General features: G+C 63.6%; 19 protein-coding genes. 4 read left to right on the top strand and 15 right to left on the bottom strand.

What is annotated here, in order from left to right; genetic code table 11:
- Positions 1–417: 417 nt before the first annotated feature.
- From INQ47_RS20655 to INQ47_RS20670, 4 genes are all read right to left on the bottom strand, one after another.
- On the bottom strand, positions 418–1,872 hold the full coding sequence (locus INQ47_RS20655) for an efflux transporter outer membrane subunit (protein ID WP_404702471.1): 1,455 nt from the start codon (positions 1,870–1,872) through the stop codon (positions 418–420).
- Positions 1,869–2,930 carry an HlyD family secretion protein gene (locus INQ47_RS20660; protein WP_404702472.1) on the bottom strand — a complete coding sequence of 354 codons (1,062 nt, stop codon included), beginning with the start codon at positions 2,928–2,930 and terminating at the stop codon, positions 1,869–1,871. The genes INQ47_RS20655 and INQ47_RS20660 overlap by 4 nt, the downstream gene beginning before the upstream one ends.
- A 28-nt stretch (positions 2,931–2,958) precedes the next feature.
- Complete coding sequence (locus tag INQ47_RS20665) at positions 2,959–4,500, bottom strand: MFS transporter (RefSeq protein WP_404702473.1); 1,542 nt, start codon at positions 4,498–4,500, stop codon at positions 2,959–2,961.
- Between the two features lie 135 nt (positions 4,501–4,635).
- Positions 4,636–5,541: a LysR family transcriptional regulator gene (locus INQ47_RS20670; RefSeq protein ID WP_252459385.1), complete on the bottom strand. Its 906-nt coding sequence runs from the start codon at positions 5,539–5,541 to the stop codon at positions 4,636–4,638.
- Between the two features lie 219 nt (positions 5,542–5,760).
- Here INQ47_RS20670 and INQ47_RS20675 point away from each other — a divergent pair, with 219 nt between their 5' ends.
- Complete coding sequence (locus tag INQ47_RS20675; RefSeq protein WP_404702474.1) at positions 5,761–6,213, top strand: universal stress protein; 453 nt, start codon at positions 5,761–5,763, stop codon at positions 6,211–6,213.
- 71 nt (positions 6,214–6,284) lie between these two features.
- Here the strand turns inward: INQ47_RS20675 and INQ47_RS20680 are convergent, their stop codons facing one another.
- The 4 genes from INQ47_RS20680 to INQ47_RS20695 are packed head-to-tail and all read right to left on the bottom strand — an operon-like array spanning position 6,285 to position 11,049.
- Entirely contained in the window at positions 6,285–7,145 is an 861-nt protein-coding gene (locus tag INQ47_RS20680; protein ID WP_012053682.1) for an HlyD family secretion protein, read from the bottom strand.
- Between the two features lie 10 nt (positions 7,146–7,155).
- The gene (locus tag INQ47_RS20685) at positions 7,156–7,356 is read right to left on the bottom strand and encodes a DUF1656 domain-containing protein (protein ID WP_009685040.1); all 201 of its coding nucleotides are present in this window, start codon (positions 7,354–7,356) and stop codon (positions 7,156–7,158) included.
- Positions 7,346–9,523 carry an FUSC family protein gene (locus INQ47_RS20690; RefSeq protein WP_404702475.1) on the bottom strand — a complete coding sequence of 726 codons (2,178 nt, stop codon included), beginning with the start codon at positions 9,521–9,523 and terminating at the stop codon, positions 7,346–7,348. Before INQ47_RS20690 ends, INQ47_RS20685 begins: the two co-directional genes overlap by 11 nt.
- Entirely contained in the window at positions 9,520–11,049 is a 1,530-nt protein-coding gene (locus tag INQ47_RS20695; RefSeq protein ID WP_252459382.1) for an efflux transporter outer membrane subunit, read from the bottom strand. Before INQ47_RS20695 ends, INQ47_RS20690 begins: the two co-directional genes overlap by 4 nt.
- A gap of 191 nt (positions 11,050–11,240) precedes the next feature.
- Between INQ47_RS20695 and INQ47_RS20700 the strand changes: the two genes are divergently transcribed.
- Entirely contained in the window at positions 11,241–12,188 is a 948-nt protein-coding gene (locus INQ47_RS20700; protein ID WP_003251712.1) for a LysR family transcriptional regulator, read from the top strand.
- Between the two features lie 174 nt (positions 12,189–12,362).
- Positions 12,363–13,337 carry a D-glycerate dehydrogenase gene (locus tag INQ47_RS20705; RefSeq protein WP_176682570.1) on the top strand — a complete coding sequence of 325 codons (975 nt, stop codon included), beginning with the start codon at positions 12,363–12,365 and terminating at the stop codon, positions 13,335–13,337.
- A 164-nt stretch (positions 13,338–13,501) separates the two neighbouring features.
- Here INQ47_RS20705 and INQ47_RS20710 read toward each other — a convergent pair whose 3' ends face one another.
- Entirely contained in the window at positions 13,502–14,404 is a 903-nt protein-coding gene (locus INQ47_RS20710; RefSeq protein ID WP_252458272.1) for a DMT family transporter, read from the bottom strand.
- A gap of 185 nt (positions 14,405–14,589) precedes the next feature.
- Between INQ47_RS20710 and INQ47_RS20715 the strand changes: the two genes are divergently transcribed.
- The gene (locus INQ47_RS20715; protein ID WP_252458271.1) at positions 14,590–15,465 is read left to right on the top strand and encodes an AraC family transcriptional regulator; all 876 of its coding nucleotides are present in this window, start codon (positions 14,590–14,592) and stop codon (positions 15,463–15,465) included.
- Positions 15,466–15,495: 30 nt separating this feature from the next.
- Here INQ47_RS20715 and INQ47_RS20720 read toward each other — a convergent pair whose 3' ends face one another.
- From INQ47_RS20720 to INQ47_RS20745, 6 genes are all read right to left on the bottom strand, one after another.
- Positions 15,496–17,886, bottom strand: coding sequence for a TonB-dependent siderophore receptor (locus INQ47_RS20720; protein ID WP_404702476.1), 2,391 nt, complete (start codon positions 17,884–17,886; stop codon positions 15,496–15,498).
- Positions 17,887–18,081: 195 nt separating this feature from the next.
- A complete protein-coding gene (locus INQ47_RS20725; RefSeq protein ID WP_404702477.1) occupies positions 18,082–19,062 on the bottom strand; it encodes a FecR family protein in 981 nt (326 codons plus the stop codon).
- Positions 19,059–19,634 carry an RNA polymerase sigma factor gene (locus tag INQ47_RS20730; RefSeq protein ID WP_404702478.1) on the bottom strand — a complete coding sequence of 192 codons (576 nt, stop codon included), beginning with the start codon at positions 19,632–19,634 and terminating at the stop codon, positions 19,059–19,061. Before INQ47_RS20730 ends, INQ47_RS20725 begins: the two co-directional genes overlap by 4 nt.
- Before the next feature lie 4 nt (positions 19,635–19,638).
- Positions 19,639–19,965, bottom strand: a complete 327-nt coding sequence (locus INQ47_RS20735) for a DUF3325 domain-containing protein (protein ID WP_252460806.1) — start codon at positions 19,963–19,965, stop codon at positions 19,639–19,641.
- The gene (locus tag INQ47_RS20740; RefSeq protein ID WP_404702479.1) at positions 19,965–21,542 is read right to left on the bottom strand and encodes a PepSY-associated TM helix domain-containing protein; all 1,578 of its coding nucleotides are present in this window, start codon (positions 21,540–21,542) and stop codon (positions 19,965–19,967) included. Before INQ47_RS20740 ends, INQ47_RS20735 begins: the two co-directional genes overlap by 1 nt.
- A complete protein-coding gene (locus tag INQ47_RS20745) occupies positions 21,539–21,844 on the bottom strand; it encodes a DUF3649 domain-containing protein (protein WP_404702480.1) in 306 nt (101 codons plus the stop codon). The genes INQ47_RS20740 and INQ47_RS20745 overlap by 4 nt, the downstream gene beginning before the upstream one ends.
- Positions 21,845–21,947: the final 103 nt, after the last annotated feature.

Genomic DNA, 21,947 nt, shown 5'->3' on the forward strand with positions numbered 1-21,947 from the left:
AGTGGAAGACAGGGAATCGTGTTTCGAACTATGCTTTTTCATGGTCTCGCCCTCGCTGCCGTTGGCTTCTTCGAACACCACCGTGGCACTGTGATGCCTCGGCGGGGGCGAGTCCATTGATTACACAGATTGGTGGTGGACACACATCGGGGGTTGGACACAGACCGTCGTGTAGGAGCGGGTTCACCCGCGAAGAGGCCGGCCCTGCTGGCCAATCTCCACCCGCCGTTCACCGTTGACGCCGCTACCGTATTCGCGGGTAAACCCGCTCCTACACCAGATTGGTGGTGGACACGCATCGGTGGTTGGACACAGGCCGCCGTAGGAGCGGGTTCACCCGCAAAGAGGCCAGTACAGGCTGTGAAGCATCATGCCATGGACCGCAGTACCCCGCCCTCCAGATGCTGCGCGTCCTCTCTAACCGTGAGCATTCTGCGGCTGCTCATCAAACGCCTGCCAGCCTCCACCCAGCGCCTTGTACAGCCCCACCAGCGCCTGCGACACCGCCGCCGAGCTGTCGATCCATTGCTCCTCGCTGGCCAGCAGCGCGCCTTGTACCGTCAGCACATTGAGAAAGTCCACCGCCCCTTCCACATACTGGCGCTGGGCGGTTTCCAGGGCGATACGGTTTTGCCGCACGGCCTCGGCAAGGTGATCACGACGCAACTGACTGGCGTTGTACAGGCGTAGCACATCGTCAATTTCATGCCAGGCCCCCAGTACTACCTTGCGATAGTTCAGCGCGGCTTCCTGCTGTTGCGCCTCGCGCAGTTGCAGGGTGCCCTTGAGCCGGCCGCCTTCGAAGACTGGCAGCGACAACTGCGGACCGAAGGCAAACCGGCGCGAATCCCAGCCACCGAAATCCGACAACTGCATAGCCTGGAAGCCGACACTGCCCGACAGGCGGATGCTCGGGTAGAAATCCGCTTTGGCCACGCCAATGCTGGCGGTGGCGGCATGCAGGCGGGCCTCGGCCTGGCGGATGTCCGGGCGGCGCTCGGCCAGTTCGGACGGCAAGCCGATGGCAAACTTCTGCTGCGGCGCGGGCAGCTCGCCGCCTTGCAGCAATTCGGCCTGGAGGCTGCGCGGCGGCTCGGCAGCGAGCAGGCTGAGGGCATTGATCAGGTCATCACGCCGCGCTTCCAGGTTCGGCAGGCGCGACTCGATAGACGCGACCTGGGCGCTGGCCTGGGCCACATCCAGGCGTGTGGCAACACCTTCGGCCTGGCGGTCCTGGGACAGCTTCAGGCTGTGCCGGGCAACCCTGAGGTTGTCCTGCGTCACATCGAGGGTGTGTTGCACGGCACGCAGCTGGATGTAATTGCCGGCGGTTTCCGAAAGCAGTGCCACCAGCACACCGCGGCGGTCATTCTCGGCCACTTCAACCGTGGCATCGGCAGCCTCGACCTGACGCCGCACACGGCCCCACAGGTCCAGTTCCCAACCGGCCACCAGGTCACCCTGCCAGAGGTTGAAGGCTTCTTTCCCGGCCTTGCCGGACGGATCGCTCAAGCCATCGGCGCTGTTGCGAGCGCGGCTGTAACCGGCGTTCACGTCCACCGACGGTACTTCGTCGGCAGCCAAGGTACTGCGCAGGGCGCGGCTTTGCAGCAGCCGCGCGCTGGCTATCTGCAAGTCGAGGTTGCGCTCGGCAACGCGTTGGATCAAGGCACTAAGCTTTGCATCGTGGAAGGTTTCCCACCAGCGCAGTTCCAGCGGTTCGGCCTGCGGCTGGCTGGCTGCCGCCTCGCCTTGCAATGGCGCCCACTGCTGCGGGGCCTGGCTATCTGGGCGCATGAAGTCCGGGCCCATGGTGCAGCCGGCCAGCAGCACGGCCAGCAGCAACGGGCTCAAGCGTAATCCCGGCTTCATCGCGCGCTTACCTCTTTGCCGTCCAGCTTGTCGCCACGGGTGTCGATGGTTGCTTCTACCGACATGCCCACACGCAAGCGGGTGAGCAGTGGCTGGCCATCATCAAGAACGATCTTGACCGGAATGCGTTGCACCACCTTGGTGAAGTTGCCGGTGGCGTTGTCTGGCTTGACTGCGGCGAAGGTTACGCCGGTAGCCGGGGCAATGCTCTGCACATGGCCTTGCAGCGTTTCGCCGGAGAAGGTGTCGACGCTGATGCTCACCGGCTGACCCGGCTGAACGTGGGTCAGCTGGGTTTCCTGGAAGTTGCCGACCACATAAGCCTCCTTCAACGGCACCACCGACAGCAGGCGGGCGCCTGGGTTGACGTAGGCCCCCACGCGCAGGGCGCGTTCGCCGACCATACCGTCCACCGGCGCTGTGATGCGGGTGTAGGACAGATCGAGCTGGGCCTTTTCCAGGCCTGCTTCGGCGCGCTTGAGCTGGCCATCGGCGCTGGCCACTTGAGCCGTGAGGATGTCTACCTGCTTGCGCGCCGCGACCCGCGCAGCTTGAGCGTTGGCCAGGCGAGCACGGGCTTGATCGACAGCGCTGCGCGCCTGCTGTGCGTTCTGCACGGTACCCGCGCCCTGCTCGGCAAGGCGGCTGTAGCGGTTGACTTCATGGTCGGCGAACGCCACCTCAGCCTGGGCCGCCTTCACTGCCGCTTCTGCCTGGGCAATCAGCGCATCCTGGCGTTCAAGCGTGGCACGGGCATCGGCGCTTTGTGCCTGGGCTACCAGCAACTGCGCCTGCGCAGCATCCAGCGCGGCTTGGTAGTCACGGGCGTCGATGGTCGCCAGCAACTGGCCAGCCGTGACCTGCTGATTGTCTTCCACCAGCACTTGCTTGATGAAACCGGTGACTTTGGGCGCGACCACGGTGTAGTCGGCGGTCACATAGGCGTCATTGGTGCTCTGGCGGTGGTCACTGCCAAAGATCCAGGGGCCGACGATGCCGGCCAGGACGGCCACGGCCAGCACCGAGCCGATAAAAAGGGTTTTGCGGTTGTTGGTCATTTCAATAGTTCTCGACATCATCCAGGGTTCAAGCCACCGCACGCGGCGGATAGACCCGGGTAGGCACGAAAGGAATCAGGCAGATCAGGGCCACGGCGATACAGGCCAGCACCAGATAGAGGTCGGCCGAGGTCAATACCTGCGCCTGGTCGTGAATGCGCTTGGCCAGGCCAGCAGCGTTACCGTCGATCAACGGGGCGTTGCCCAGGCTGTCTACCAGGTGATTGGAATGAAAATGCCGGCGCAGGGTGCCAAGAACATCCAGCAGGCCACCGGCGATCACGGCGGCCAGGCCCTTGACGGTGTTGAACCAGCTGGAGGCGAACGGGCCTTCCTGCGGGGTCATGCCATTGGTGGACAGCATCAGCAACGGCAGCACTGCCATCGGCTGGCCGAACACCTGCAGCAGGTAGAACGGGTAGAAGTCGCCACGGATCCACTCGCTGGTCAGCAGGCTGCTGCCAACACAGGACGCCGCCAGCATCGCCAGGCCAATGCCCAGCACCCAGCGGCAGTCCACTGCGCGGATGTTGCACAGTGCCGCTGTCAGCGGCAGGGCGATCAGTTGCGGCATGGCCACCAGCATCATCAACGGGCTGGTCTGCGCCGGGCGATAGCCCTGGATCTGCGCAAGGTAGGCCGACGGGATGCTGCCCACACCCGAGAGCACGACCAGTACACCGGCCAAGGTCACCAGGGCGAAACTCAAGTTGCGCCGCTGCAACAAGCGCAACTGGAAGAACGGCAACGGCTCGGACCACTCGTTGTACATGAACAACACCAGCAACAGCAGGCCACCGCCCAGCAGCCAGCAGATCAACGGCGAGTCGAACCAACCCCAGCGGTCGCCCAGCGACAGGCCCAGCACAGTGCAACTGATGGCGGGCAGGCCCAGCAGTACGCCCCGCCAGTCGAACTGTTTGAAACGCTCCAGGCGCAACGGGTCCTGCGGCAGCCCCCAGCCTACGCAGAAAATGGCCAGCAGCGAGGGCAGGATGATCTGCCAGAACGCCCATTGCCAACCGACGTATTCGGTCCACAGCCCCGCCAGCGGCGTGCCGAGGTTGGGGCCAAAGGTGGCGGTCAGGGCGTAGCAGGCCAGGCCATAGACCTTGATACCTGGCGGCAGAAAGCGCAGGGCCACGCTCATCAGCATCGGCGGCAAGGCGCCAGCGGCAAAGCCCTGCAGTACGCGCAGAAACATCAAACTGTGCAGATTGGGGGCGAACGGTTGCAGCAGGCCAAGCACGGCGAACAGACCAATTGCGCTCATGGTGAAGCGCCGCAGCGAGAAGGTCGTGGCCAGCCACGGCGCAAAGGCCATGGCCGATACCGAAGCGGCGCTGTATGCCGCCAGCAGCCAGGCCCCTTCGTCGGCTCCGATGCCCATGGCGCCGCGGATATCGGCCAGGGAAATCTTGGTTACCGACTCGTTGAGGCCGGCGCACAGCACAGCCAGCAACACACCGAACAACCCGACCACGACCTGCAGGCCGAACGCAGCCTGCGCGGGGGCAGCCGGCGCGGGGGCGGCGGCAGTGGCGGCAGACGGGACGGACAGGGAACTCATGGACAGACATCTCCGGCAACAAATTTGCGACTGGAGCAAGTCTAAGAAGGTCGAATGCTTACGAAAACTGACTTGTCGGCAGTTTTATATTGCGTCAAACGCAATCGGGTAGCGGATGCGCACGTGCCACGCGCCTTAAGGGTCCATCCTGCCGCACGCTTTCAACGTCTGCCGCAGCCAGCGATGGGCCGGGTCATTATCGAACCGCGGGTGCCACGCCTGCATGACGTTGACCTTTTCCAGTGGGACGGGGATCTCGAAGGACCGCAAAGGCAGTTTCAGCCGGTTCACACTGTTCAGGATATTGGCGGGTATCGGCAAGATCAGGTCTGAGTCCGGCAGCGAAAACATCGCGGAGTGAAAACTCGTCGTGATCAGCGCCACCCGGCGCTCCACCTTGTAATTGGCCAGCGCCACGTCGATAGGCCCATTGGCGCGGCCACGGCGTGACACGCTGATTTGCGGGTAGGCGGCGAAGCGCTCGGGGGTGATCTCGTCATCGAAAACCGGGTGCCCTTCCCGCGCCAAGCCCACGAAGTAGGTGTTGAACAGGCTCTGAACCTTGATTTCGGGGCCCAGTTCAATGGCTGAGCTGATGATCAAGTCGATTTGCCCATTGCGCAGCACCGCATCATCATCGCCGCTGCCCTCCGGCACAAAACGCAGCACCGTATGCGGTGCCTGGGCCAGCATCATGCGCAACAACTGAGCACCATACAGGGCGATGAACAGGTCATTGGTGCGGATGTTGAAAGCACGGTCCAGGTTCACCAGGTCGACATCGTCGCGACTGCGAAATACCTGCCCGGCCTGCTCCACCAGGCCATGCACCTGCTCGCGCAGGGCCAGTGCACGCGGCGTCGGCACCAGGCCACGGCCGGCGCGCACCAGAATCGGGTCGCCCAGTGCCTCGCGGATACGCCCAAGGGTTCTGCTCATGGCTGCCGGGCTCAGGTTCATGCGTTGCGCCGCGCCAACCACGCTGCCCTCGTCGAGCAAGGCATCGAGGGCGACAAGCAGGTTCATGTCCGGAAGTTGCATGGCCGTTTTCCGTTACAGCTGTGGGGAATGCGATGGTATCAGGTTGATGGATTGCGCCGGACGCAATGCGCTTGTGCGTGGTGGACCATTTATTCAGGGAAAGGATTGGGTCAAGAATGATGCATGGCAGGTTCGGCCCTTTCGCGGGTAAACCCGCTCCTACGTTGATCTAAGAAAAGGCCGCCCCAGCCCCCCCAAAAAATACATCAAGGATCCCGCATGCCCAGCCCCGTCCTGATCGCCATCGACGCCTCCCCCGCATCCGCCGCCCTGCTTACCCTCGCCCGCCGCTACTGCCGCCCGGGCGAGCACGAACTGCACGTGCTGCTGGCCATCGATTCGACCTTCGCGGTGCACGAGCAACCCGAGCCCTACACCGCCGAGGAACTGGAAGAATACCCCGCCGCCTGCGTGGAACAGCAACATGCCGACCACGCCGTAGCCGAGGCCGTGTGCGAACTACAGCAAGCCGGCTTCGTCAGCCAGGGCTGCATGGTGGCCGGGCTGCCGGTTGAAGCGATTGTCGCCAAAGCGCAGGAGCTGCGCTGCGAGCTGATCATCATGGGCCACCGACACCTGTCGCGGCTGGGGCGGTTGCTCGACCCGTCGATCAGCGCGAAGGTGATTGATAGGGTCAAAGTGCCGGTGTTGGTGGGAGCGGCGAGTGCATGAACTGAGCGATGTGTCGCCGGCAGGATCGAGCACCGCGCGGGCGGCGCTCGATCGGCCTGTCGACATACCTCTCAAGGCGAACTTGGCTTCACCACCACCGTGCAGGTCGTCCCCGCTGCCAGCAAAAACCCTTCCGGCACTTCATCGATGTGAATGCGCACCGGCACCCGCTGTGCCAGCCGCACCCAGTTGAAGGTTGGGTTCACGTCGGCGATCAGCTCGCGGCTCTGTGGGTTGTCGCGGTCATAGATGCCGCGGGCGATGCTCTCCACATGCCCCTTGAGGCGCTCGCCGCTCATCATCTGCAATTCGGCCTGGTCCCCCACCTTCACATGCGGCAGCTTGGTCTCCTCGAAGAACCCGTAAACCCAGAACGAATTCTCGTCGACCACCGCCATCACTGCTTCACCAGTACGCGCATAGTCGCCCTTGTGGATATTCAGGTTGGTCACGTAGCCGTCCACCGTGGCCACGATGTGGGTGCGCTTGAGGTTCAGTTCGGCAGCAGCCAGTTCGGCCAGGGCCTGCTGGTAGTCAGCCTGGGCGGAGTTGGCGATGTTGCTGGCGTCGTCGCGGTTCTCCTTGGAGATCACCAGGTTGTCCATGTCGGCACGGCGCTTGGCATTGACCTTGCGCATTTCCCAGGTGGCCTTGCGCGAGGCGACCAGCGCCTTGGCCTGGTCGACCGCCAACTGGTAATGCTCAGGGTCGATCTGGATCAGCAGGTCGCCCTTCTTCACCCGCTGGTTGTCCTTGACCGGTACATCCACCACGTAGCCGGGCACGTCGGCTGCGACGTTGATGATGTCGGCACGCACACGGCCATCACGGGTCCATGGCGTGGTCATGTAGTGCAGCCACAACTGGCGACCGATGGCCACGGCAGCGACCAGCACCAGCAGGGTGGCGATCAGGCTGAAGAACTTTTTCATCGAAGGATTCTCACCAGTAGACAGTCAGCGCCATGGCGCCGAACAAGCAGACGAACAGGCTCAGGCGTAGTAGCGCCGGGTGCCAGAAGAAGCGGTAGCCATCATGGCTGGCAATGAACCGGTCCAGGCCCCAGGCCAGGCCCAGGGCAAACAGGAACATCAAGGTCATGGTGGGCATGTACACACCATGGAAGGCGATCTCACGGGGCATGGTGCAATCCTTTCGCCGGTGCCAGTGGCGACTGTGGGTCCAGCAGGGAAGTACGGATGAAGTGCAGGTAGCTTTGCACGCGGCGCAGCACCGAGGTGTCGAAATGCCGGGCGAATGGCTCGTCGGTGGCCTGCACGCGGGCGATGGCGTGGTCCACTGCCACCAGTGCGCGTTCGTGGTTGCTGGCGCTAGGCTGCAGGAACAGCCGGGTCAGTGCACGGCCCATGACACGGATTGCCTGGCGCCACGGCTGCGACTCGGCATAGGCCGGGTGCACCGGGGCGCGGGCTTGCTCCTTGCGCAGCTCGATGACAGCGTGGCCGATCTCCAGCACGGTGAACATCCAGCCCATCAACTGGCTCTGCACCTGCGGCTTGCCGGCCGCCAGGCCATAGGCCTGGTGCAGCAGGTCGCGGGTGCGGCTTTCGAAGGCCGAGCCCAAGCCGCGCAGGCGGCCGCTGATGGCGAATAGCACCTGCTCGCGCAACGCCTGCTCCAGGCGGCTCCACAACCAGCGGCTATTGGGCGGCAAGATGATCGCACCGGCGGCGGCACAGACGAACATGCCGATCACCATGCCGATGTAGTCGTTGATGAAGGTATACGGGTCATAAACGGTGAGGTTGTTCGGCACCGAGCCAATCGCGAAGAACACCAGCAGGCCGATGCCATAACCGGCGTAGGCAGGGCGCGACGAAAGAAACGCGCCCAGCATGAACACGGGCGCCAGTACCATGCACAGCAGCGGAAAACCGTCGATCCAGGGGAACACGAAGAAGGTTTCGAAGAAGCCGACAAAAGCGCCGATGGCCGTGCCGCAAGCCATCTGGAACGACATGCGCTTGGGGTTGGGTGACGCCGCCGAGAGGCATACGGTGACCGTGGCTATCAGGGTCATCATGGCGCCGCTGGGCCAATCGCTGAGCAGCCAGTAACTGCCCAGCAGCAACAGCACTGCCGAGGCCCGCACACCGGCCGCCAGCGATACCAGCCAACTGGTCTGCGCCACGTAGGGCTCATCCCACTGCTCGCGCTCGTGCTTGTGCGCGGCCAGCGAGGCATGGGTTTCGGCGTAGCTCAACATCTCGTCGACGAAGCGGTACAGCAGCTCGAACGCGGTATGGAAGTCGAGCAGGTCGGACTCGCTGGGGTCAGTTATCAGGTACTCAGCCCGCAGCCCCCGCACCTGGGCCTGCAGGCCTTCCTTGTAAGCGGCCAGCTCCAGGGTCAGGCGCAGCGCATCGGCGTCAGTCAACGCCCGGCCCACATAGGGCTGCAGCAACTCCACCAAGGTGTTCAGGCCCGGTTCAATGGCACTGACGATCTGCAGCGGGCCACGGGCACGCAGACGCTCCAGTAAGCGGTGCAAGGCATTGAAGCGGGTGGTGATGGCCATGAACTCGCTGTTCATGCGCACCAGCCGACCACTGCGACGGCGCATGTGCGGGTCTTCGAACGCGGTGACGTTGCGCAGGCTTTCGAGGCCCACTGCCTCTGCCACGAAGCGCACGTTGCTGCTCTCGAAGCGGTCCTTTTGGCTATCGCCCCGTAGGGCCTCCACCACCACTCCGGCAAACACGCCAAAGCGCTGGTACAGGGCGTTGCGCATTGCGGCACTGGCCGACTGCGGCAGGATCGCGGCACTGACGAAGGTCGACACCAGAATACCCAGGGCGATTTCCAGCGCCCGCCATACCGCTGCCATGAACGCCTGGTCGGGGTGTTGCAGCACCGGCAGGCCGATCATCGCTGCGGTGTAGCCGGCCAGCACGAAACCATAGGCGCGGAAGGTGCGGTAGCGCATGGCACCGGCCGAGCACAGGCCCACCCACAGGGCCAGGCTGGGCAGAAACAGCTCGGTGTTCTGCGGGAAGATGGCGATCAGCGCCACCATCATCGCCGAGCCGGCCAGAGTGCCTAGCACCCGGTAGAAGCTCTTGGCGAACACATGCCCGCTTTGCGGCTGCATGACGATGAAAACAGTGATCATCGCTGTACGCGGTTGCGGCAGCTCAAGGCGCATGGCCAGCCACAAGGTGATGAACGCAGCGGCCAACACCTTGAAGATGTACACCCAGGTCACGCCGTCGGTGCGTGCCCAGGCAAAGAAGCCCCGGCGCCATTCCAGGCTTTGCAGCCAGCGCACGGGCAAACTGGAAGTGCTCATTCGGCGTTATCCGGCTTCTTGTCGAAAATGGCCAGGGTGGCCGGGGTTTTCGGTGCGGCCTGGCGTTCCTCTTTCGGCACATCCTGACCAGCCTGCAGGCCACCACCCAGGGCGGTCACCAGCTCGGCATGGGCAATCAGGCGGGCGGCCTGCACCTGCTGCTGCACCTGCTGCTGGCGGAACAGCAAGGTCTGCGCGTTGAGCACGTTCAGGTAGTCGGTGAGGCCACGCTGGAACGCGACCATGGCAATGTCGTAGGTTTTCTGCGCAGCGGCGACCGATTCGGCGGCGAAGTGCGACTGTTCTTTCATCGACTCGCGGCGGATCAACTGGTCGGAGATGTTCTTCAGTGCGCCAACCACGGTCTGGTTGTAGCGGGCTACAGCCACGTCATACCCCGCCGAGGCCACGCCCAGTTCTGAGCGCAGGCGCCCGCCGTCAAAGATCGGCAAGCTGATGGCCGGGCCGACGTTGTAGTTGAACTTGCGCCCGGTCAGGAATTCCAGCGGGCCACCGCCGGTGGCCATGAAGCCCAGACTGCCGACCAGGTCGACGTTGGGGAAGAAACCGGCGTGAGCGACGTCGATGCCACGCGCCTGCGCGGCCACTTGCCAGCGGCTGGCAACCACGTCGGGGCGCTGGCCAACCAGTTCGGCGGGCAGGTTCGAGGGCAGTTTCAGTGGCACGGCCAAGGCCAGGGCCGGACGCTGCAACTGCGCGCCTTCCCCCGGGCCCTTGCCTGCCAGTGCGGCCAGCTGGTTGCGGGTCAGGGCAATTTCTTCGTCGAGGCTGTCGAGCTGACGGTGGGTTTCCGGCAACGGCGCTTCGGCCTGGCTGACTTCGAAATGGGTGCCGATACCGGCATCCAGGCGACGCTTGGCCAGGGCCAGGATCTGCTCCTGCTGTTCCAGTTCGGCCTTGACGATATCGCGCTGGGCAAAATGCAGGCTCAGCTGGATGTAGGCACGCACCACATTGTTCTGCAACTCCAGTTGCGCCTGGCGGGCTTCAGCCACGCTCATGTGCGCCTGGTCCACGGCCTGCTCGCTGGCATTGCGTTCACGGCCCCACAAGTCGAGGGCGTAGCTAAAGCCGATGGCAGCGTTGTTGTCCCAGGTGTTGGCACCGGACAGCGCGCCAGGGCCATAGAACTGATCTTCCGGCCAGTTGTGGCGCTTGAGCGTAGCTTGGCCGTTGGCCTGGAGCTTTTCCGCTGACTCGACCACACCGGCCATGGCCTTGGCTTCGCGCACCCGCGCCGCAGCCATGGCCAGGCTCGGGCTACCGGCCACGGCCAGGGTAATCCAGCGGTCCAGCTGTGGGTCACCATAAGCGCGCCACCACTGCTGGTCGGGCCAGTGAGCGTCGGTCGCGGCTTCGCGAATGGCCGCGTCGGTGGTCAAGGTATTGGCTTGCAGCGTCTTGCTTTGCGGGGCGATGCCCCAGGTTCCGATACAGCCACTCAAGGTGAGGGCAAGGGCACAGGCACTGAACGCCTTGAGCGTTCTGATGATGCGACGCGGCACAGCTGCGATTTCCCGAGGAAGAAGTGAAGAGGCCGAGCAATTCTAGGGGGCGGCAGCACTGGCGATAAGCGCAGATTCCTGCGAATCTTTGTTACCAAAACGGCGATAATCCGCCTTTGGTCGAAGGCAACTTTTTCTCTTTTCTAGGTTACTTCGTGACACAATTTTGTCCTCTACCTCGAGAGTGACCCATGGACACCCTGCAAAACATGCGTGCTTTCAGTTGCGTAGCCCAATTAGGCAGCTTCACTGCCGCTGCGGCGCAACTGGATACGACCACCGCGAACGTGTCGCGGGCAGTCTCCAACCTGGAAGCCCATCTGCAAACAAGGCTGCTCAACCGTACCACCCGCCGCATTGCGCTGACCGAAGCCGGCAAGCGCTACCTGATGCGTTGCGAACAGATTCTTACCTACGTCGAAGAAGCCGAGGCCGAAGCCAGCGACGCCCATGCGCGCCCGGCCGGGCAGTTGAAGGTGCATTCGATGACCGGGGTCGGTCAGCACTTCGTGGTCGATGCCATCGCCCGCTACCGCGAAACGCACCCGGACGTGACCTTCGATCTGACCATGGCCAACCGCGTGCCCGACCTGCTGGACGAGGGTTACGACGTCTCCATCGTGCTGGCCACCGAACTGCCCGACTCGGGGTTCGTTTCGCAGCGCCTGGGCATCACCTACAGCATTGTCTGTGCCTCGCCCGCCTACATCGCCCAGCATGGCGTGGCGCACAAGCCTGCCGACCTGCTCAAGCACGCCTGCCTGCGCATGGTCAGCCCGGTCATACCGCTGGAGAAATGGCTGTTCGATGGCCCGGAAGGCCAAGAGATGGTCAACATCACCAGTTCGCCGTTCATGGTGAACACCGCCGATGCCATGAAGACTGCGATTCGCAGTGGCATGGGCGTAGGCGTGCTGCCGATCTATTCGGCTATCGAGGGCCTGCGGGACGGTAGCCTGGTACGGGTGCTGCCCGAATATCGCCTGCAGGAGCTGAACCTGTATGCCATCTATCCATCGCGGCAGTATCTGGATGCCAAGATCAAGACATGGGTCGAGTACCTGCGCAACTCGCTGCCAGAGATTCTTGCCGCGCATGAGGCAGACCTGAAAACCCATCAGGTGCTGATCGCCAACTAAAAAGCTGCTGCATTGCGGGGGCGGACAATGGTAGGTTGCTAACCATTGATTTCGCCTGTTCCGCCCCTTTCGCGGGCAAGCCCGTTCCTATAAGGCACCGCGCCCCCTGTAGGAGCGGGCTTGCCCGCGAAAAGGCCGGCACAGCCCCACCCCGCCTTGCAGAGAAGTTGCCCGATGAAAAAGACCGTCCTGGCCTTCAGCCGAATCACCCCGGCCATGGCCGAACGCCTGCAGCAAGACTTCAACGTGATCCTGCCCAACCCCAAGCTCGGCGACATCAGCGCCCAGTTCAACGAAGCCCTGCCCGAAGCCCATGGCCTGATTGGCGTTGGCCGCAAGCTCGGCCGCGTCCAGCTTGAGGGTGCGGCCAGGCTGGAGGTGGTGTCCAGCGTGTCGGTCGGCTATGACAACTACGACCTCGACTACTTCAACGAGCGCGGCATCGCACTGACCAACACCCCTGACGTGCTGACCGAAAGCACCGCCGACCTGGGCTTCTCGCTGATCATGGGCTGCGCCCGCCGCACCGCCGAGCTGGATGCGTGGACCAAGGCCGGCAACTGGCAGGCCACCGTGGGCCCGGCCCACTTCGGCAGCGATGTGCATGGCAAGACCCTGGGTATCGTCGGCATGGGCAACATTGGTGCAGCAGTGGCACGCCGTGGCCGCTTCGGTTTCAACATGCCGATCCTGTACAGCGGCAACAGCCGCAAGACCGCGCTGGAGCAGGAACTGGGCGCGCAGTTCCGCAGCCTGGATCAGTTGCTGGCCGAGGCCGACTTCGTGGTGATCGTGGTGCCATTGTCCGATGCCACCCGCAAGCTGATCAGCAGCCGCGAGCTGAAGCTGATGAAGCCGAGTGCGTTCCTGATCAACATTGCCCGGGGGCCGGTGGTGGATGAGGCGGCGCTGATCGAGGCGCTGCAGGCCGGCACCATTCGCGGCGCAGGCCTGGACGTGTACGAGAAAGAACCGCTGAGCGATTCGCCGCTGTTCAAGCTGCCCAATGCGCTGACCTTGCCGCACATTGGTTCGGCTACTGCCGAAACCCGTGAGGCCATGGCCAACCGGGCGATCGACAACCTGCGTGCGGCGCTGCTGGGCGAGCGGCCGCGGGACCTGGTGAACCCGCAGGTGTGGAAGGGCTGACCGTTTTGGAGTGCCTGTGCTGGCCTCTTCGCGGGTAAACCCGCTCCTACAATTTGGAGTGCCTGTGCTGGCCCCTTCGCGGGTAAACCCGCTCCTACAACGGGTGTGCACTGCCCTGTAGGAGCGGGTTTACCCGCGAAAGGGCCGGCCCAGGCAACCATCACCTATTTGGCCACCGCAACACCCTCAGCCACCCTGGCCCGGGGCTTGCGAAACACCAGCACATTCCCCGCCATCACCGCCACCAAACCGAGCAAGGCCGGCGCCGTCCACTGGTAACCCTCGGCCACCGCCGACACATTCAACGCCACCAAGGGGAACAGCACCGTGCAATAAGCTGCCCGCTCCGGCCCCATGCGCCCGACCAGGGTCAGGTAGGCAGTGAAGGCAATCACCGACCCCGGCACCACCAGGTACAGCAGCGAACCGATGTAGCGCGCATTCCACTCCATGCTGAACGGCACGCCGCTGACCACACAGAACACCGCCAGCATCACCGCGCCATAGACCATGCCCCAGGCATTGGTAGTCATCGGCTTGAGCCCGGCCTTCTGCTGCATGCTCGACAGCATGTTGCCGGCCGAGAAGCACAGCGTGCCCAACAAGGCCAAGCCCAGGCCATACAGGGTTTCGCGGCTGGCTGCGTGATGCGAGAGCTCCGGCCAGAACAGCAGGCCCAGGCCAAGCAGGCCCAAAGCCCCCCCGCCAAGCACATTGGTGGCGATTTTCTGGCCGAAGAAAATTCGGGCGTTAAGCGCGTTCCACAGTGTGGCGGTTGAGAACACCACCGCGATCAGGCCGCTGGCGATCCACTGGCTGGCGCTGAGGAAGCAGATGAAGTTGACGCAGAACAGGCACAGGCCCTGGGCCAGGCAGATCTGGTGGCCCCGGCGGTTCATGGGTTGCAGCCGACGGGTCAACAACAGGAAAGCAAACAGGATCAGGCCAGCCAGGGCGAAGCGGTAGACGATCGACACCGGGATCGCGACCACGCCTAGCTGGAGTTTCAGGGCGATCCAGGTGGTGCCCCAGATCAGGACGGTGAGCAGATAGAGTGACAGGTTCATGGCGGCAGTTCCTTGGGCCTTTGGAAATCGGTGCCCGGCGCTTCGCGGGTAAACCCGCTCCTACAGGGATCACCAGTGTTCTTTCGATCGGCCTCTGGCTGCTTGCATAAACTTGCGCTTTTCTTGCGCCGGTAGATGTCACTCGATCCAGTGCACAGTAGGATGGCTGGCAAGAGGACCCGCCAATGACGCCACTCAACCAGTTGCAAGTGTTCAACGCCATGCATGCCTCGCCCCACGCAAGGCTGGAGCTGAGCGCGCACCTGGGCGACGGCCTGGCGGCGGCGTTGTGGAGCAACCGTGACGATGCCCGCGACTACCAGGCACCCAGCCATCACACCCTGTCGTGCTACATCGCCGACGGCACCGGCACTTTCCGCCGCCAGCGCCCGGCCGACAAAGGTGCACCCGACAAGCTGTGCGTGATGCCGGCCGGGCAGGAATCGAACTGGGTCGTCAATGGCGCGATCCGCCTGGCGCACCTGTATGTCAGCGAGGCGCAGTTCGCCTTGGGCTGTGTGCGTCTGCTCGACCGGGAACCGCGCGAGCTGCAACTGCAGGAAGCAACCTTTCTGGACGACCCGCAGCAGGCTGCACGCTTTCGTCAATTGATCCAGCTGGATTGGGGCGAACCCGGCGAGCGCCTGCTGGCCAGCAGCCTGGCGCACGAAATCGTTGACCATGCGCTGCTCAGCCAGGTCGGGTTGCGCCACGGCCTGCGCCTGAAAGGCGGGCTGGCGCCAAACCTGCGCCGGCAACTGGCAGACTACATCGAGGCAAACCTGGACCAGCCCATCACCCTGGGCGAGCTGGCGCTGCGCTGCAACTTGTCCGAATACCACTTCGCGCGCATGTTCCGCGCCAGCTTTGGGCTCCCGCCGCACCAGTATCTGCTGGCCCGGCGGCTGCACCGGGCGTGCCAGCTGTTGCGTCTGGGCGTGTTACCGCTGGGGGAGATTGCCTTGTTGTGCGGGTTTGCCAGTGCCAGCCATTTCAGCAACCGATTTCGGCAGGCCCTGGGTGCCACACCTGGCGAATACCGCAGCGCCTTTGTCATCTGAAGCCGGGTCCGCTCTGCGGCCCCTGATGACCTAGAACTCGAAGGTGCTCGACAAACTTACCTGCCGCGCATCGCCGACCGCCACAAAGTACTGGTTCACCGCCGAGCTGTAATACACCTTGTCGAACAGGTTCTTCACGTTCAGTTGCAGGCGCACGTTGTGCTCGTCGAGTTGGGTCTCATAGGTGGCAAACGCATCAGCAACGGTATAGCTCGGCAAGTCGAAGGTATTGGTCGAGTTACCCGAACGCTCGCCTACATAACGGGCCCCGGCACCGAAGCGCAGCCGGTCCCCCCCGAACAGGCTGCCAAAGTCATACACCGCCGACAACGAGCCACTGTGCCGGGCCACGTTCTGCAGGCGGTTGCCCTGAAGATCAGGGTCCTTGGTTACCTTGGCATCGGTCAGTGCATAGCTGCCGATCAAGCTCCAGCGCTCGCTGAGCTGGCCGGTCACGTCGAGCTCCACACCGCGTGAACTGACCTCACCCGCATTGCTGTAGACCGTCTCGCGGGTGATGGCGTCAATGTTCGAAACCAGTACATTGCGTTTGGTGATATCGAACAACGCCAGGGTGCCCGTGATGCGGCCCGGCATGTCGAGCTTGGCGCCCAGTTCCCAGGACTTGCCCTCCTCAGGTGCCACCGAGGCGTCGAGCACAACATTGCCGGTCAGCGGCGCGATGGTCGAGTTGGGCTTGAACGACTCGCTGTAGCTGCCATAGAACGAGAGCTGGTCGTCGACTTTGTAAACGATACCGGCGTGAGGTACCCAGGCCTGGCCACTGCTGTCGGTATTGGCCTTGAACGGGCGACCGCGGCCAGCGTACTGGTCGTACTGCTGGAAGCGCGCTCCTGCTACAAGGATCCAGTGCTCATCGAGGTGCAGCGCGTCCTGCACGAACAGCGCATCGGTGCGCAGCTTGTCGGTCTGGTCGCTGTCGCTGGCGCGTACGTTGGAACCCTCCACTTCCTGTCCGTAGACCGGGTCCAGATAACTGAACGTGGACTGCGGTGTCTGGCGGATCAGGTCACCGCGAAAGATCTTGCGGTCTTCATGGTCGATGCCAAACAGCAGGTCATGCTGCATCCCCGCCAGCTCGACATTGCCATTGAGGCTCAGGGTCACGAACTGGTCACGGCTCATGGCATTGTGGGTGCCGTCGATGCTGCGTGTCAGCGTGCCTTGGGTTTCATTGACGCCGGTCACGCGAACCTGGCTGGCATCATAGGTCTCACGATTGAAGCTGTAGCCAACGTGCAGCTTCCAGTCATCAGCCAGCTGATGATCGACTTCCAGGCGATACAGGTCGGAGCGCCCTTCCATGTCGTTGAACGGCTCGTCCAGGCGGCGTGTGGCGGGGATATTCAGCGGGTGGCCGTTGTTGCCGAACGCGGTGCCACGGTCGAAGGGGTAGAGAAATTCACGGTGCTCGTAGGCCAGCACCACCTGGGTGTCTTCGCCCAGCCAGGCCAGCGACGGCGCCACCAGCGATTCACGGTGCACGCCGTAGTTGCGCCAGTAGTCTTCGTCTTCGTGGTCGACGATCAGGCGGTAGGCGAAGTTGCTGTCACCCAAGGCGCCCGTGCTGTCGAGCCCGCCACCGCTGCCGTTCTTGCCGCTGCCATAGGTCGAGCCGCGCACAGTCAGGGCGTTGTACTGCTGCAACTGCGGACGCTTGCTGACCACGTTGATGACCCCACCCGGGTCCTGGATACCGTACAGCAGCGAGGCAGGGCCCTTGAGCACTTCGACCCGCTCGGTGCTGGCGTTGAGGTTGCGACCCTGCACCACGGGCATGCCATCGCGCATGATCGAGCCGTCGCGGTTGTCGCCAAAGCCACGTTTCATCACCGTGTCGGATGTGCCGCCGAAGTTGTTGCCCTGGGTAATGCCGCTGACGTTGGTCAGGGCGTCATCGAGGTTGCGCGGGGCCTGGTCGCGAATGACCTGTGCCGGTACCACGTTGATTGCCTGGGGGATGTCCTGGTTCGGCCCCTGCCCGCGCATGATCGAAGCGCTGGCCGGGGGTTGGTAGCTGTAGTCGTCCAGCTGCGAGGTCACGGTGGTGGCCTGCAGGTTGAGGGCACCGGAGGTGTCTGCAGGTTCGAGCGTCAAGGTACGTGCGTCGACGCGGCGCCAGGCCAGCCCAGCGTTGCCCAGCAGTTGTTGCAGCGCCTGCTCGGCGCTGAACCGACCATTCAGCGCTGGCGCTTGCACGCCCGGCAGTTCCAGGGTGTAGACCACGCTCTGGCCCGTGGTGCGGCTGAAGGCGTTCAGGGCCTGGGCCAAGGGTTGGGCCGGCTGGGCGAAGGTATAGGCCTGCAGTTGCTCGGCCGCGCTTGCCAGGGGGGCGACAGCGAAGGCCGGGAGCGCAACAAGGCCGAACCAGAGAGGGACGCAACGCGGGGAGAACTTCATGGACGCTGACCTGTGGAAGGGTGATTATTGCGAATCAATCGCACTTTCACTCATTACACGGATGCCACGTGCTGTTACCTCACCTGTGCCTGGAAATATTTTTGCTGTGCCGGCCTCTTCGCGGGTAAACCCGCTCCTACAGGGGGGGGGACGCTGTAGGAGCGGGTTTACCCGCGAAGAGGCCGGCACAGGCAACTACCGAATCAGGGTCAAACGCCCCAACACGGTCTGCCGTGAAAAACCCATCACCTTGCCCAGCGAATCCAGCGCCAGCAGCGGCTCGGCCACCGGGAAGCTGCCGCTGACCTTGCGCTGCCCCAGGTCACCATCGAGCAACAGGATGCGCCCTGGGTAATAACGCCCAAGGTCTTCGATCACCTGCGCCAGCGGTACCTGGTAATAGTTCAGCCACCCCTGGCGCCAGGCCAGGCGGTTGTCACTGTCCACCGCCAGGGTGTCGCTTACCCTACCTGCGCTGTAGGTAGCCTGCTGGTTGGCAGTCAGTTCTCGCGCCAAAGTGCCTTGCGCGGGGCTGACACCCACACGGCCGCTGCGCACCGTCACCTGGGCGCCCTCGCCTTGCTCACGCACCTCGAACTGGGTGCCAAGCACCCGCACTTCGCCGCCGGCAGCTTCCACCAGGAACGGCTCACCTGTATGGGTAACCTCGAAGAACGCCGCGCCATGCAGCAACCGCACACGGCGCTCACCCTGGGTAAAATCGACTGCAATGGCGCTACCTGCATCAAGCGTCACCTGCGACTGATCGGCCAAGGTCACCTGGCGGATCTGCCCGGCACTGCTGTAGTCCGCCTGCAGGTCCTGCAACCAGTACCCCGGGTGCCAACCACCTGCGACGCCCACTGCCAGCACCAGGCAGGCTGCCAACGCCAGCCGTGCCACCCGCCGCCAGCCGCCACGCGCCGGTGGTCTGGCCATGGCATCGAGGTAGCGCTGCAGGGCGTCCTGTTCTTCGTCCGCCAGCCGCGCCGCCGGGGCGGCGCTTTTCTGCCACAGCACCTGGGCCTGTTCATAAGCTGCGCGGTGCGCGGGGGCGGCCAGCAACCAGCGCTTGAATGCCGCCCCTTCGGCTTGCCCGGGTTGCTCGTTGATCCGGCTGAGCCATTGCAGGGCGGCCTGAAACTGCGCCTCAGTGATCGGCGGTAAACGGCTCATCGACGGGCGCTCCCTGGCCGGCGTGGGGTGGACGCGGGCTCGGCAACACTCGCCTTGCACGCTTCAAGGGCGCGCATCATATGCTTTTCCACGGCGCTCTGTGACAGCTGCATGGCTTTGGCGATCTCGCTGTACTTGCAGCCGTGAATGCGGTTGAGCAGGAAGATCTGCCGGGTGCGCTCGGGCAAGGCACGCAAGGTGGCCTCGATACGCTGCAAATCGTGATCGACCTCCACGGCCAGCTCAGGGGCCTGGGCCAGGCTCGCCTCGTTCACCGGCACAGTGGCTTCGGCCACGCGTTCGCGGCTACTTTCGCTGCGCAGGTGGTCTATGGCCAGGTTGCCAGCGCAACGCAGCAGGTAAGTGTCCAGCGCCTCGACCTTGACCTCGGGGCGACGCCAGAAACGCAGGAACAACTCCTGGACCAGGTCCGAAGCGGTGTCGCGGCAGCCGACCCGACGACTTACCAGCGCCTCCATACGCGCACGCTGGGCCTGGAACACCTGGACGAAACGTGCACGCCCGCCTGCGCAGTCAGCTTCAGGCTCGATGATATCCCCCGGCTCGCTCACGGGGTCACACGGCAAACACAGCGAGCATCGGGCCCAGCACCACGCTGACGGCGGCCAGGCCCAGAAGCAGACGAGGCTGGTACGGCAGGCCGAACACCCACAGAGTTACCCCGGCCATCATCACCGCCGTCCACTCCACCAGGCCGAGGGCCCAGCCACGCAGGTGCACGCTGAACACCAGCGACAGCATCAGCAGCAGCCAACCTGCAACACGCAACAGGTGCAAGTGGCGGGGGCGCGGTTTGCGCCCCAGCAAGTCGCTGAAGTGCTTTTCCATCGCCAGGCACAGGGCAACGAAGCCTGCAAAGGCGATCAGTGCGTTACCCAGCATCAGCTCACCTCCACCGTTTCAATGCTCGGCTTTTTTGTCGTACGGGCCGCGCGCTTGGCTACAGGCGTGGGGCTGGCCAGCATCTTGTGGGCCAGCCAGGCCAGAAACAGGCCGGTCCCCAGGGCTGTCAGGTCGAAGCCGGCCATGGCCCAGTCACTCTCCAGTATCGAATGGTTCAAGCCCCGGTCCGTCGTCAGGCCATTGAGCAACGGCAGCAGGGCGAAGGCCAGCGCACCCAGCGCCAGTTGCTCACCCCAGGCTTTGCGCCCGCTACGCAGCACGGCGTGCACCAGCGACAGGCCCCAGACAATGAAGAAAGCATTGACCTCCCAGTCGGCCCGGCCTGCGACAGCCAAGGGCACCAGGCGGTTGGCCCAGAAGAAGCCCGCCACCGCCAGCAACAAGCCACTCATGCTGGCAATATTGAGCACTTCGACCAGACGCAGCTCACCTGGCATATGCCCGTTCCTGGCGTGCTTGAGCTGGCGCTTGCCCAGCCACATCACCAACCCGGTACCAATCACTGCAGTACCGGCCACGCCAAAGAAGAAATACAGCCAGCGCAGCCAAGGCCCGGCGAAGTTACCCATGTGCAGCCCGGCGAAACTGAAGGCGGCCATCATTACTCCGCTCTCTGGCTTGCCCTGGCTCAACAACGCACCACTGGCCCCATCGAATGTCCAGTTGGCACTACGCCGATAGGCCACGTGGTCGGCTGCCGATTGGGTGAAGGTGACGCGGGCATTGCTGTCGCCCGGGTTCTGCACCTGGATGTTGCCGACGCGCGCCCCCGGCTGCAGCTCCTGCACCTTGGCGTACAGGCTCGGCAGCGCTACCAGCGGCGTGGCCACCTGGGCCGCCTTGGGCGCATCGTTGCGGCCAAACAGGTCGTTGAAGTACTTGTCGGTGTCATTGCCGTAGCTGGCCATGATGCCCGCCGGCATCACCATGTACATGAACAGCACCAGGCTGCTATAGCTGATCATCAGGTGGAACGGCAGCACCAGCACGCCGATGGCGTTGTGCCCATCCAGCCAGGAACGCTGCCCCTTGCCAGGGCGGAAGGTGAAAAACTCCTTGAAGATCTTCTTGTGGGTAATGATGCCGGTGACCAACCCCAGCAGCATGATGAAAGCGCAGAACGTCGAGAGCCAACGGCCAACCGGGTAAGGCATCTGAAGCTGGAAGTGAAAGCGGTAGAAGAACTCACCACCGCGGCTGTCACGTGCTGCCACCGGCTGGCCGGTCTGGGTATCGAGGGTTTTTCTGACAAAGCCACGCGGGCCGCCGCTGGGGTCGCGGTAGCCCACACTCAAGGCGGCCTCTCGTTCGTTCGGCAGGCGAATGAACCAGGTACGCGAATGCCCTGCATTGTCCTGCAGGTAACGTTGAGCGACAGCCAGGCTCTTGATCGGGTCCAGGGCATGGCTGCGCACTTCAGGCTGCGACCAATGAGTGATTTCTTCCTTGAAGTACGACAGCGTGCCGGTAAGGAAGATGGCGAACAACAGCCAGCCGAAGATCAGGCCGGTCCAAGTGTGCAGCCAGGCCATGGCCTGGCGAAAGCCTTCCTTCATGCGTTTGTCATCCAGTAAGCAACACCGCTGATCAGGCCCAACAGCAGGCTTGGCGTCAATACGCCCAACCAGGCGCGAAAGGCGCTGCGGCAGGCAAAACACCAGATGAACGCCAGCAGGTAAAAGACGAACGACAGCAGCAGGCCGATGAGCGTGGCATCGACCTTTGGCAATGGGGACAGCAAGGCAATACAGACGCTCGCGAGGGACGCCAACAGGTAGCCCCCCAGCAGCGCGGCCAGGCTACGGGAGGCGACGACCAGGCGATAGCTGAGCGGGAGACCGGCGGTTTTGCGCGTCATGACGGGGTCCGGACGTTTTCGAGATTGCAATAATAATGATTTCAATTCTCATAAGCAAAGCCCAGCACCCTCTACCCGTTTGGCCGCGGGAGCGGCACGTCGC

The sequence above is a fragment of the Pseudomonas sp. 3HC3 genome (assembly GCF_044904505.1).
GTDB lineage: Bacteria > Pseudomonadota > Gammaproteobacteria > Pseudomonadales > Pseudomonadaceae > Aquipseudomonas > Aquipseudomonas putida_Y.